Source organism: Extibacter muris (genome assembly GCF_004345005.1).
Classification (GTDB): domain Bacteria; phylum Bacillota; class Clostridia; order Lachnospirales; family Lachnospiraceae; genus Extibacter; species Extibacter muris.
Map to the genome: position 1 here is coordinate 180,079 of NZ_SMMX01000004.1, position 12,509 is coordinate 192,587.

Consider the following 12,509-nt stretch of genomic DNA (forward strand, 5'->3'; position numbering starts at 1 on the left):
TCTCCACGTTAGTTCACCTCTTCCTCTCATTTCTAGTTTATTTTTTCTTGCGGTTGGCCATCGCAATTTTTCTCATAGAACCAATGGACTGCTTCAGCGGACGCTTTGCCGGACATACATAACTGCATGAACCGCACTCCATACACTCAAGCCCGTCCTGTTTCGCAAATGCCTCTTCATCGTGATGCTCCGCATAATCTGCCAGCCTTGAAGGAATCAGCCTGCTTGGACAGGCGTCTACGCAGCGGCCGCAGTTGATGCATGCAGTCGGTTCATACTTGGCGACTTCATCCTTCGTAAGGCAGAGGATCGATGAATTCGTCTTCGTAACCGGGACATCCAGCGTAAACATCGAGAATCCCATCATAGGTCCTCCTGATATCACTTTCTCAGGCTCTTCCTTGAATCCACCGGCCGCTTCAATAAGCTCCGCCTGGTTCGTACCGAACAGGACTTTAAAATTGCCCGGCTCGTTTACGGCATCTCCGCTCACGGTTACGACACGGTCGATTGACGGCCTGCCCTCGGCCACCGCCTGATAGATGTTGATCATCGTCTCCACATTATCCACCACGCATCCCGCGTCTGCAGGAAGCATTGCGGAATTGATGGCTCTCCCTGTTGTCGCATAGATAAGCTGGCGCTCACCGCCCTGTGGATACTTCGTCTTCAGCGCCATCACTTCCATCCTCGGCTCATCTTTTGTCAGCTCCCTGAGCTTCTCTATACAATCCGGCTTATTGTCCTCTACGCCGAAGATTCCCTTCGCGTTGTCAAACAGCTTAAGGACCGTCTTCATGCCTCCGACAATCTTCTCCGGGGTCTCTATCATACGTCTGTAGTCAGCAGTAATGTAAGGCTCGCATTCCGCACAGTTTGCAATAATATAATCAATCTTGTCCGGCTCTTTCGGTGACAGCTTCACCCTTGTAGGGAATCCTGCGCCTCCCATTCCGACGACTCCTGCTTCACCGATTGCGTTCAATATGTCTTCTTTTGCCATCTCTTCCAGTGGCTTTGCAGGCTTATACTCGACTTCTTCATACTCGCCGTCATTCTCGACCACGATACAGTTCACCGTTGCTCCTGTCGGATTCAGATGCGGCTCTATTGCCTTTACTGTTCCGGACACAGAAGAATAGACCGGTGCTGACACGAATCCCCCGGCTTCCGCAATCTTCTGTCCTTTTAATACACGTTCACCCACCTCGACAATCGGACTGGCAGGCGCTCCGATATGCTGGGAAACCGGATAAACCAGATCACCCTTCGGATTTACTTCGACAATTGCCTTATCTTTCGCCAGGCTTTTGCCGTCATCCGGGTGTACGCCACCCTTAAATGTTAACAATGCCATCCCTTTTTTTCCTTCCTTCCTATTTTCTCTTTATATACTATACAAGAAAATGCCTGCTTAATCCAGTGAATACAGGCAATTCTTTGTATATTTCCAAGTACATCTTGTCGAAATTTTAACATATAAAAGATAGAGACCATACAGCCTCTATCTCCTTATTTCGACATGAATCATATGTCGCATTATTCTTCAGTTGTCGTCTCCTCGTATGTCTCTGGCGCATCTTCCACAACTTCTTCTACACTTTCCTGTACCGGCGTGTCCGGTTCCAATGCCTTCATGCTGAGGCTGATCTTCTTTTCCGCCTCGTTCAGATCTACGATCTTGGCTGTAATCTCCTGTCCGACAGACAGTACATCTGACGGTTTGTCGACATGCGCTCTGGAAATCTGTGATACATGAAGTAGCGCATCCACGCCCGGCGCAAGTTCTACAAACGCACCAAAGTCAGTCATCCTGGCCACTCTTCCTGTTATGCTCGTACCGACCGCATAATCCTCAGATGCATTAGCCCACGGGTTTGTCTCCGGGAACTTAAGGCTCAGCGCAATCTTCGTATCGTTGATATCCTTGATCAATACCTTGACCGTATCTCCTACCTGGAACACTTTCTTCGGATTCTCTACACGTCCCCATGACATCTCTGATATGTGAAGAAGCCCATCGACTCCGCCTAAATCGATAAACGCCCCGAAATCTGTCACATTTTTAACAGTTCCTTCGACCGTATCGCCAATCTGAAGCTTCTCAAACAGCTCTTTCTGCTTTTCTGCCCTCGCAGCGACAAGAAGCTGTCTCCTGTCACCGATGACTCTGTTCCTTCTCGGATTGAATTCGCTGATGACAAACTCAATCTCCTTATCCTGATATTTGCTCAAGTCTTTCTCATAAGTATCTGATACAAGGCTCGCAGGGATAAAGACTCTTGCCTCTTCAATTACGACGCTCAAACCGCCGCCGAGAATCTGTGCGACAGGCGCTTTGAGAACTTCTCTGTTCTCATAGGCCTCTTTCAGCCTCTCATTGCCTTTTTCAGCCGCCAGCCTCTTATATGTCAGCAGCACTTGACCTTCACCGTCATTTACCTTTAAGACTTTGGCCGTCATCTCATCGCCAACAGAAACCATAGCAGTAAGATCGACGTTCGATTCATTCGTATACTCGCTTCTTGTAATGATACCATCCGCTTTGTAACCTATATTCAAGATGATTTCATCCGGCTTCACGTCGATGACCGTACCATCTACTACCTCACCGTTTCTGATTGTCTTAAAAGACTCGTCTAACATTTGTTCAAAAGTTAATTCCGACATTATTTTGAACCTCCTCAATTATTTTATTGGGCGTGGATGCCCCTGCTGTAATACCTACTGTTTCCACGGACCTTAATTGATTCATATCCAAATCGTCAAGTGTCTGTATATAGTACGTATCCTTACATGCATCGCTGCAGATTTCAAATAGCTTCTGGGTATTGGAACTGCGCCTGTCACCGATGACAAGCATCGCCTCTACTCTGTCTGCAATGTCCCGTGCCTCTTCCTGACGTTCCTTGGTTGCATTGCAAATCGTATTTAAAACAATTATATCATACCCCTTTTTTACGATAATTTCAACTAAATCTTTGAATTTATTGTAATTAAATGTCGTCTGCGCCACTACGCAGATCCTGCATTCTCTATCTTCTATAATAAAGCCTTCGGCTTCCTGTGCATTTTCGATGACCGTTACATTATAGCCCGCCCATCCTCTGATGCCTTCTACTTCCGGGTGCGCGCTGTTTCCTATAATGATGATGTGCGCCCCCCTGCCGCTTTCTTCCCTGACTATGTTATGGATTTTTTTCACAAAGGGACAGGTCGCGTCCACATAGGCAATGCCTTTTTGATCAAGCCTGTCACAGACCGGCTTCGGCACGCCATGGGACCGGATGATTACGATCCCCTCATTGATGCGGTCGAGCTCTTCTTCCGTCTCCAGCACCTCCACGCCGTGCCGCCTCATATCTTTTATGACTTCTTCGTTGTGGATGATGGGGCCGTACGTATATATCTTCTCCCCTTCATGCAGCCGGATCTGTTCATACACCGTTTCCACCGCCCGCTTTACGCCAAAGCAGAAGCCTGCAGTCTTCGCCAGTTCGATTTTCATATGTCCTTCCTCTTCTCTTAACGGCATAGACGGATAATCGCCTCGACAACTTCCGGTATCGTCATGTCCGAGCTGTCGACGAGAACCGCATCTTCCGCCTGTTTAAGCGGGGCCGTCTCGCGTGTCATGTCGCGCCTGTCCCTCGCCTCTATGTCTGCGGCTATCTCAGAGTACACGCAGCCGACGCCCTTTGCCTTCAGCTCTTCATAGCGTCGCCTGGCCCTCGTCTCTACGCTCGCCGTAAGATATACCTTCACATCCGCATCCGGCAGCACGCATGTGCCGATGTCTCTTCCGTCCATGACAACGTCCTGTTCCGCCGCCAGATTGCGCTGCAGCTCCAGAAGCTTCGTCCGCACTTCCGGCACGGCCGAACTCACAGAAGCCATATTGCCTGCTTCTTCCGTACGAAGCCTTGACGTAATATTCTCGCCGTTCAGATATATCTGCTGTACCCCTGCTTCATATCGGATAGTCACATCCGCGTCTTCACATGCCTCTATGATCTTTTCCTTGTCGGAAGGGTCGATCCCTCTGTCCAGAAAATGTACTGCCAGCCCCCGGTACAGCGCCCCGGTATCCACATAGATGCATCCCTTCTTTTTCGCCACCAGCTTGGCTATCGTACTCTTTCCGGCGCCTGCCGGTCCGTCAATCGCTATATTGTATCCCATCTTATATCCTCACCTGTCTTCATCATATACTATACTGCCAATATAAGCCGCGTTTTCCTAGACTTTCTTGAACCCCCTGGCAACGTTCGTACATTTTTCTGCCAAATATACGCGGAAAGCTTCCTTGTCCGTTCCTTCCAGGCAGGAAGCCGGAAAGCCAATCATGGCCTTTTTGCCATATACTCCTCCGACCACAAGCCCAAAGAATCGCTCACTTTCAAACATGCGTGACACTTCCTTGTATGAATATTCTTCTTTCTGATCCTGGAATACAACCGTAAACTTATCTTCATAGAAATCAAGGCTCACGAGCAGCTCTGTCCCTCGCTTTTCCACTCTCAGCTTATAGTTCTTCTGGCCCATCTGTCTTGCGCTTCGCACATTCGTCTTCCTTATGACATGCTTCTCCAGCAGGTAGCCGGCCACAAACGCCAGCGCCCACAGTACCACGAACTTGGCAATAAAAATTATATCAAAAGTGCGTGAGGCAAAAAACTGTATAAACAGTGCCAAAATACCTCCAAATGTTACAATCATCTTATAGACATAGGAGCTTCGGTTGTTATAATACATAAGATACATATCTGTAAATACTTGTTCATCTTCTTCATATTCTAAATGGTACTTTTTTCTCATTACATTTCCTCTCTTTGATCGTTAATCAGATTACTTTTTAAGTTGCCCCAATGTATTCAGTATATCGTACAATTTTACGTAGGACAAGTGTTATTTAGGGGTTTGCTATATTTAGAATCTTTAAGAATCATTTGTTCGCAGGAACTTTTTCAAACGTTGGGATATTTTATCTGAATTCGTCATATATGAAGTAAAGCAAAGGCCTTCTGTACCCAATGAAATCTTAGGGCACAGCAGGTCTTTGCTCTGCTTCTTTGGAATTTATTACGTCTGTCTTGTTTTACACGTGGCCTTTCCCGCCATATAACCGGTAGACCAGGCAATCTGCAGGTTGAACCCACCGGTCAGCGCATCCAGATCCAGCACTTCGCCGGCAAAATACAACCCTTTTACAAGCTTCGACTCCATCGTCCCCGGGTCAACTTCCGTCGTACTGACACCGCCCTTTGTGACAATGGCCTCCCGGTAACCTCGGATTCCAGTCAGAGTAACCGGCAGACGCTTGATAAGCCTTACAAATCGGAGCCGTTCTTCTTTTGTGATTATGTTGACCTTCTTATCAGCATCTATCCCGCTTAGCTTAATCATGACCGGGAGGAGCTTCGCAGGAAATATCTTTCCAATCGCATTCTTAAACTGCCTATTATGATTCTCATCAAAATCCCGGCGCACACGTTGGTCAAGCTGTCCCTCCGACAGAGCCGGCTTCAGGTCTATTTCAAGCCTCAGTTCTTTGACTTTCAGCTTCTTTCCCACATAACTGCTCGCCGTGAGCATAAGCGGACCGCTCACTCCGTAGTGAGTGAACAGCATCTCTCCGAACTCTTCATACAGCTTATTCGTTCCATCATAGATTACAACGTCCACATTTCTAAGAGATAGTCCCTGTAGTTCTCTTACCCAGTCTTCTTTGCACTCCATCGGCACAAGCGACGGTATGCATTCTGCCACCGTATGGCCGAGGTCTCTTGCAAAGCACAGGCCGTCCCCGTCAGATCCGGTCGACTCATAAGACAGACCTCCTGTCGCGACGATGCATGCATCTCCGGAAACCCTCGTTCCATCTTCCAGGACAATCTCTTTAAACTGCCCGGCTGCCGCCATTACCCGCCTGACTGCGGTATGGAGATGTATGTGCGCTCCGAGCCGCTTAAGTTCCCGTTCCAGCCCTCGGATTACATCGGAAGAATGGTCCGAGGCGGGAAACACCCTGTCTCCGCGCTCCACCTTCGTCCTCACGCCGATTTTCTCGAAAAATGCAATCACATCTCGATTCGTACAGCCGTAAAAGCTGCTGTATAGGAACTTGGAATTACTTACGACCGCGTCAAACAGTCCGTCCATATCACAGGCATTCGTAATGTTGCATCTTCCCTTTCCCGTGATGAACAGCTTCTTTCCAAGCCTGTCATTCTTCTCATATATGTGTACTTCATGCCCGTTTTCCGAGGCCGCGATACCTGCATACATGCCTGCCGCACCGCCTCCTGCTATCAATACCTTGCTCATTGCTGTCCCTTGCCCGTCTCTTCCGAACCATTCAGTTCCACTTTATTCTTTACCATATTCAGCTCGTCCTTGCTGTACACCTGATACTCGTCCCATATCTCTTCCAGCGTCTCCAGTGTCGTAATCACCTCATTCTGCTTCTTCATGCAGAGGGCGACAACCAGGGCATTGACTACGCTTAGGGGGGCGACAAGCGAATCAACGATGGATGCCATATCGCTTCTTGCAATCAGATTGCAGGAAGAGTACAGGTTCATCGGAGAATGGATGCTGTCTGTCAGCGTAATCACCTTGGCCTTACGGTTGCTGGCAAATTCCAGCGCCTTCAGCGTCCGCATGGAATATCTCGGAAAGCTGATGCCGATAATGACATCAGCTTCACTGATGCGTATGAGCTGTTCGAATATTTCGCTGGAGCTGTTCGTGTTCACCGCTTTGACATCAGGGCAGATCAGATTCAGATAAAAGCTCAGGAAACTGGCCAGCGGCGCACAGCTCCGTATGCCGATGACATAGATACGCCTGGCATTCAGTATCGTATCCACCGCCATCTCAAATGTCTCGTGGTCTATCGCCCCCATCGTCAGCTTTATTTTCTCAATATCTGACTGGAGCACCGTATTCAGTATCTCTCCCTGGCTGATTCTCCCGTAGGTCACTTCCATCCTCTGGATAGAATTGAGCTTTGTTCTCACAAGCTCTCCAAGCGCTTTTTGAAATCCGGGGTATCCCTCATATCCAAGCGCCGTGGCGAATCTGACCACCGTGGATTCACTGACGCCCACTTCCTCCCCCATCCTGGCCGCGGTGAGAAACGCTGCTTTGTCATATTCCTCACGGATGAATTCAGCCAGTTTCTTCTGACCCTTGCTGAATTTTGCATATTTTTCATCTATCTTCTGCAACAGCTCGTTTTTGCTTCCCATGTCACATATTCCTTTTCTCCAATATTTCGTAACAATTAATTATATACCAGTTTACCATTTTCTTCAATATGTTTGACAAGTGGGATTGTTGCATGATCGATGTTCCTGTTTAGTACCACTGTAGCAGCACTCTCCAATTATAGAGGAGAAAACGGCCGAGCAGAGCCAGTACAAGATATATTTCCATCTCATTATGAGCCAGCGCCACTGTTCTTGTACTCTGCTTCTCTCTGTTTTTCTCACCTGTTATCCTGCTGAGCGCCGCCCATACTGCAAAACCGGCGATCGTCCCCAACGTATTCATGATTACATCTTCTACATCTGTCACCCTTCGATTAAAAAGCTGGCAGAGCTCGATCGCTGTCGAAAGGCATGCCCCGGTAGCTGCTACCCTTAATAGGCTGCGCCGCTCTGTCCATATGAACGGTACGAGGAAGCCAAAAGGCATGAACATGAACGCATTCATAACCTGTCCAAAGCCGACCCCGCCTGCGAACGGAATCAGATTGATTTCATCCGTCCGGACCAGATCGCCGAAAGCTCCAAAATCCCAGATGCTTCCGCTGCCAGTTACAGAAAATACCATAGAGATATAGATAAGAAAAATATATGTCCAGATCAGGTGGGCCGGCCGGACACCGTGTCTGCCTTTCTTCACCATATATATCTGGCAGAGCATACATGGTACGAGTACACACACATAAGGATAGGCCGTACTTAAAAAATAAATCATCTTCTTCATCCTTTCAAGATAGGTTCATTGCCGCAGTAAGCTGCGGATGTCTAAAAGTATATCCTAAAAACATGAAGATACTGCTTAGATTTTCTTAATATATCTTGAAATCCTTCCAAATGGAAATTTAGTGAAGTGGACGCCGCTGGGTAGGTATGGGGCATCTGCTGCGATGCGTCCGGGAACTGCGACTATCACACAGATTCTTACGTCCCTTCCGCTTAGACCTTCGCATCTGCCCCATACCTACCCATCGGCTATCTACTTTACTGGCACGTGCGGGAGCGGCTGTGTGATACTGCCGGCTTATGGAAGTGCTTGACGACGAGCATATATATCAGTCGCAGATCTATGCCGCATATATTAAGCCCGTTATATTGTTTCACTCATCTCACGCAGTCAGCGGCCATCCGCTGGCCAGTAACGCCACACAGCCGCCCTCGCCCATGTTAAGTGAAGTAGATAGCGGGCGGGGAGCCGGGTGGGAGATGCGCAGGTGCAAGCGGGAGAGGCGGAGAATCCGTCCCGGTATCCTTGGTTTGTGGAAGAGGAGCTGCTATCAGCGACTCTGCCGCAAAGCTAGGAGGCCGTGGACTAGTCGCAGCCTCGGACTCATCGGAGCAGATGCCGCCCGGCTCCCCGCACGCAGCCACATAACTTAAACTCCCATTTACTACACCGGATAGCTTCCGTTCTCCGTATCTGCTACCGTCTGGTCCACTTTCGTCTGCTGTGCTTCTCTGTATTTGAAGAAATCAGTAGCGACCTGCGGGAACAGTGCATAGGTGAGAACGTCTTCATCCTGCTGGCTCCACTGTGCCATCTCGCTGCGCAGCGTATCCAGTTCATCCGGAATGAGATCAGCCGGACGGCAGGTGATGATTTCGGCGTCCTCTCCAAGGACTTTCTTCTTCACCTCTTCGTTAAACGGTTTTACAGTAGCGCCATATTTGCCGCTCAATACATCCTTCGTCTCTTTCGTCGCCATCTTATACCGTTCACCCATCAGCACGTTGAATACAGCCTGCGTGCCGACAATCTGAGAGGATGGTGTTACGAGCGGAGGCTCACCCAGGTCTTTTCTTACTCTTGGAACCTCTTCCAGCACATCGTAATACTTATCTTCCGCACCCTGTTCCTTCAGCTGTGAAGTCAGGTTGGAAAGCATGCCGCCGGGAACCTGATACAGAAGCGTCTTGATATTGACGCCCATGTTCTTCGGATTCAGCAGGCCGCTCGCCAATGCCTCATCTCTGATCGGGCGGAAGTAATCTGCAATCTCCGCCAGAAGATTCTGGTCGAATCCCGTATCATACGGAGTTCCTTTAAAGGTCTCAACCATAACCTCCGTAGCAGGCTGGGATGTTCCAAGTGCAAATGGTGACATCGCCGTATCAATCACATCGACACCTGCCTCGACTGCCTTCAGATAAGTCATGGACGCAACGCCCGACGTATAATGTGTATGCAGCTGGATCGGAAGGTCTACAGCTTCTTTCAGGGCACCGATGAGCTCTGTCGCCTTGTACGGCACGAGCAGCCCGGCCATATCTTTGATACAGATAGAATTGGCTCCCATCTCTTCAATCTTTTTGGCTATATCCACCCAATACTCAAGCGTGTAGGCATCGCCGAGCGTATAGGAAAGAGCAACCTGCGCTTCCGCCTTTTCCTTGTTGGCAGCCGTAACAGCCGTCTGAAGATTACGAAGGTCATTCAGACAGTCAAAGATACGGATAACATCGATGCCATTCGCCACTGACTTCTGTACGAAATATTCAACGACATCATCTGCATATGGACGGTAGCCGAGGATATTCTGTCCGCGGAACAGCATCTGGAGCTTGGTATTCTTAAAACCGTCGCGGAATTTGCGCAGTCTGTCCCATGGGTCTTCCTTCAGGAAACGCAGTGAGGCGTCAAATGTCGCGCCGCCCCAGCACTCTACAGAATGATACCCCACCTTATCCATCTTATCTACTATAGGAAGCATCTGTTCTGTCGTCATACGTGTGGCAATCAATGACTGGTGCGCATCACGCAGAATAGTTTCCGTAATTTTAATTGGTTTCTTTTCTATTTCTGCCATTCTTTCTTCCTCCATCTTAATTTATATATCGCTCTTATGCTACATGACGCCGAATATAGCCATAAACGTACCGGCTGCCACGGCAGTGCCGATGACGCCAGCCACGTTCGGTCCCATGGCATGCATGAGCAGGAAATTCGTAGGATCCGCTTCTGCGCCAACCTTCTGTGACACTCTGGCCGCCATAGGGACAGCGGATACGCCCGCAGAACCTATCAGAGGGTTGACCTTGCCGTGAGTTGCCAGGCACATGAGTTTGCCGAACAGTACGCCGGCTGCCGTACCGAACATGAACGCTACCAGCCCGAGGATGACGATCTTGATCGTATCCCAGTTCAGGAATGCCTCGGCGCTTGTCGTCGCCCCTACAGAAGTTCCGAGCAGGATGACTACGATATACATGAGCGCATTGCTGGCTGTCTCTGTCAATTGGCGGACCACGCCTGATTCACGGAACAGGTTGCCGAGCATAAGCATGCCGGCAAGCGGAGCCGTCGTAGGCAGAATAGAGCACACGACAATCGTGACGATAATCGGGAACAGTATCCGCTCCAGCTTGGACACCGGCCTTAGCTGCTCCATCTTTATCTTACGCTCCTTCTCCGTCGTGAGCAGCTTCATGATCGGCGGCTGAATAATCGGTACAAGTGACATATAAGAATATGCCGCTACCGCTATCGGTCCCAGTATAGCTGTCTGCTGCAGTTTTCCGGCGAGGAAGATAGACGTAGGTCCGTCCGCGCCGCCGATGATAGATACGGCCGCAGCAGCCTTGTCTGAGAACCCCATCGCCATAGCTCCCAGATAAGCGGCAAAGATACCGAACTGGGCGGCCGCTCCGAGAAGGAAGCTCTTCGGATTGGCAATCAAAGGTCCAAAGTCTGTCATCGCACCTACGCCAAGGAAAATAAGCGAAGGAAGTATCGCCCATTCATCCAGCTTGTAGAAGTAATAGAGCAATCCGCCTGTTCCGTTGGCCGCTTCCTCTGCATGCAGCATGATATCCGGGTAGATATTCACGAGCAGCATGCCGAAGGCGATAGGTACCAAGAGCAGAGGTTCGAACCCATGTCGTATTGCTAAGTATAGGAATGCACATGCCACAGCAATCATGATCACGTTGCCCCATGAAAGACTGAAAAATGCTGTCTGATGCACGAGGTTTCCTAATGTCGTTGTTATATAATCCATCTTTTAACCTCCAGTCGTGTTTCAAACATAATAGTATCTATTATGTTTCTTAGTTTAATGTAGCTAATACTGCTCCGGCTTCCACCGCATCTCCTACAGCTGCGTCGATGCTTGCTACAGTTCCGTCTTCCGGCGCTACGACTGGAATCTCCATCTTCATTGCCTCGATGATGACTACCGCATCACCTTTCTTTACACTCTGCCCGACATTGGCTTCTATCTTGAACACTTTTCCTGCTGCACCCGCCTTCACCTGGATGGAGCCGGCTCCTGCTGATGCTTTCGGTGCTGCTTTCGGTGCGGAGGCCGGTGCCGCCTTCGGTGCCGCAGCCGTTGCTGCCGGTGCTGCCTGCGCTGCTCCTGCGCCTTTTTCTTCTACTGTCACATCGTATACATTGCCATTTACCGTAATCGTATAATTTTTCATCTTCTATATCCTCCTTGATTTCCCTCTATTAATTCCATTTGTTCGACGGTCTTCTTCTTATGCTTCTCACAACGAATCCATCGGTGGCTGTTCCTCCAGCCGCTGCAACCGCTGCGGAAATAACTGCTATGAGTTCGGTGTCATCCGCCTCTTCCACAAGCTCCACAGCCACTGGTGCACTGTCGGCTGCCGCCATTGCTTCAGCAGCCGCTTCCGGCTTCCTGCTGAATGCCTTCTGCATTGCCGGTATAAAACGGAATAAGGATATGATCAGTGAAATGAATATGAGTACGACAAACACTGTTCCCATTCCAAGAATTGTATTCAGCCCTGCTTTTTCTAAGATTTCTCCCGTAGTGTACTCTCCTGCCACAGTCATGCTGTCCAGATTCAGATTGCCTCTTGTGTCCGCTTTGAATACAACCGTAATATCCGCATCGCGTTCCTTAAACTCTGCGTTCGTAGTCACTTTCAATTCCGTTCTGGATGCTGTAAATTTGTAATCGCCATGGCTTACATAGCCGCCGCATTCATCGATTCCTGCCTTCCAAGCATTGATAGCTCCCAGAAAGCTGTCAGGCGCAAACGGAAGCCCGGCGCTCACGAACTGCTGCTCCATCGCGAATTCCGACATACTGTTCCACTGGTCTGTAGTGTCTTCATCCGCGCTGGCGCAATAGTCGATGAGAAAATCTGTCACCTGCTCTATAGTGTCTTTATCATAGTCGACATCGGTATTCTGCTTGCTGCCACACCCGGTAAAGCAGAGGACGGCCGCCAGCATGCAGAGTAATATGCTAATTTTTTTCTTCACTT

The 12,509-nt window shown here is 49.2% G+C and carries 14 protein-coding genes; 1 reads left to right on the forward strand and 13 read right to left on the reverse strand.

All coding sequences use genetic code 11. From position 1 onward, the window contains the following. Positions 1–37: 37 nt before the first annotated feature. From rsxC to E1963_RS06470, 8 genes are all read right to left on the reverse strand, one after another. A complete protein-coding gene (rsxC, locus tag E1963_RS06435; protein ID WP_132276411.1) occupies positions 38–1,357 on the reverse strand; it encodes an electron transport complex subunit RsxC in 1,320 nt (439 codons plus the stop codon). 182 nt (positions 1,358–1,539) lie between these two features. Then, a complete protein-coding gene (gene rpsA, locus E1963_RS06440) occupies positions 1,540–2,670 on the reverse strand; it encodes a 30S ribosomal protein S1 (RefSeq protein ID WP_132276413.1) in 1,131 nt (376 codons plus the stop codon). Next, positions 2,651–3,508 carry a 4-hydroxy-3-methylbut-2-enyl diphosphate reductase gene (gene ispH / locus E1963_RS06445; protein ID WP_132276415.1) on the reverse strand — a complete coding sequence of 286 codons (858 nt, stop codon included), beginning with the start codon at positions 3,506–3,508 and terminating at the stop codon, positions 2,651–2,653. Before ispH ends, rpsA begins: the two co-directional genes overlap by 20 nt. Positions 3,509–3,525: 17 nt before the next feature. Further along, a complete protein-coding gene (cmk, locus tag E1963_RS06450; RefSeq protein WP_132276417.1) occupies positions 3,526–4,182 on the reverse strand; it encodes a (d)CMP kinase in 657 nt (218 codons plus the stop codon). A 57-nt stretch (positions 4,183–4,239) separates the two neighbouring features. Then, a complete protein-coding gene (locus tag E1963_RS06455) occupies positions 4,240–4,818 on the reverse strand; it encodes a YcxB family protein (protein ID WP_132276419.1) in 579 nt (192 codons plus the stop codon). A gap of 264 nt (positions 4,819–5,082) precedes the next feature. After that, positions 5,083–6,327 (reverse strand): BaiN/RdsA family NAD(P)/FAD-dependent oxidoreductase, encoded by a 1,245-nt coding sequence (locus tag E1963_RS06460; protein WP_132276421.1) that lies wholly within the window; start codon positions 6,325–6,327, stop codon positions 5,083–5,085. Then, positions 6,324–7,253, reverse strand: coding sequence for a MurR/RpiR family transcriptional regulator (locus tag E1963_RS06465; RefSeq protein ID WP_132276423.1), 930 nt, complete (start codon positions 7,251–7,253; stop codon positions 6,324–6,326). Before E1963_RS06465 ends, E1963_RS06460 begins: the two co-directional genes overlap by 4 nt. A gap of 109 nt (positions 7,254–7,362) precedes the next feature. After that, positions 7,363–7,986 (reverse strand): VanZ family protein, encoded by a 624-nt coding sequence (locus E1963_RS06470; protein WP_167482129.1) that lies wholly within the window; start codon positions 7,984–7,986, stop codon positions 7,363–7,365. A 172-nt stretch (positions 7,987–8,158) separates the two neighbouring features. Between E1963_RS06470 and E1963_RS19625 the strand changes: the two genes are divergently transcribed. Further along, a complete protein-coding gene (locus E1963_RS19625) occupies positions 8,159–8,308 on the forward strand; it encodes a hypothetical protein (RefSeq protein ID WP_167482130.1) in 150 nt (49 codons plus the stop codon). Positions 8,309–8,435: 127 nt separating this feature from the next. Here E1963_RS19625 and E1963_RS19420 read toward each other — a convergent pair whose 3' ends face one another. From E1963_RS19420 to E1963_RS06490, 5 genes are read right to left on the reverse strand one after another with little or no spacing between them, the layout of a single operon-like run. Next, positions 8,436–8,639: a hypothetical protein gene (locus E1963_RS19420; RefSeq protein WP_145964166.1), complete on the reverse strand. Its 204-nt coding sequence runs from the start codon at positions 8,637–8,639 to the stop codon at positions 8,436–8,438. A 20-nt stretch (positions 8,640–8,659) separates the two neighbouring features. Further along, on the reverse strand, positions 8,660–10,075 hold the full coding sequence (locus E1963_RS06475) for an oxaloacetate decarboxylase subunit alpha (RefSeq protein ID WP_132276427.1): 1,416 nt from the start codon (positions 10,073–10,075) through the stop codon (positions 8,660–8,662). 39 nt (positions 10,076–10,114) lie between these two features. Next, on the reverse strand, positions 10,115–11,266 hold the full coding sequence (locus E1963_RS06480) for a sodium ion-translocating decarboxylase subunit beta (RefSeq protein ID WP_132276429.1): 1,152 nt from the start codon (positions 11,264–11,266) through the stop codon (positions 10,115–10,117). A 49-nt stretch (positions 11,267–11,315) separates the two neighbouring features. Then, complete coding sequence (locus E1963_RS06485; RefSeq protein ID WP_132276431.1) at positions 11,316–11,693, reverse strand: biotin/lipoyl-containing protein; 378 nt, start codon at positions 11,691–11,693, stop codon at positions 11,316–11,318. Between the two features lie 28 nt (positions 11,694–11,721). Continuing rightward, on the reverse strand, positions 11,722–12,507 hold the full coding sequence (locus tag E1963_RS06490) for an OadG family transporter subunit (protein ID WP_315974354.1): 786 nt from the start codon (positions 12,505–12,507) through the stop codon (positions 11,722–11,724). Positions 12,508–12,509: the final 2 nt, after the last annotated feature.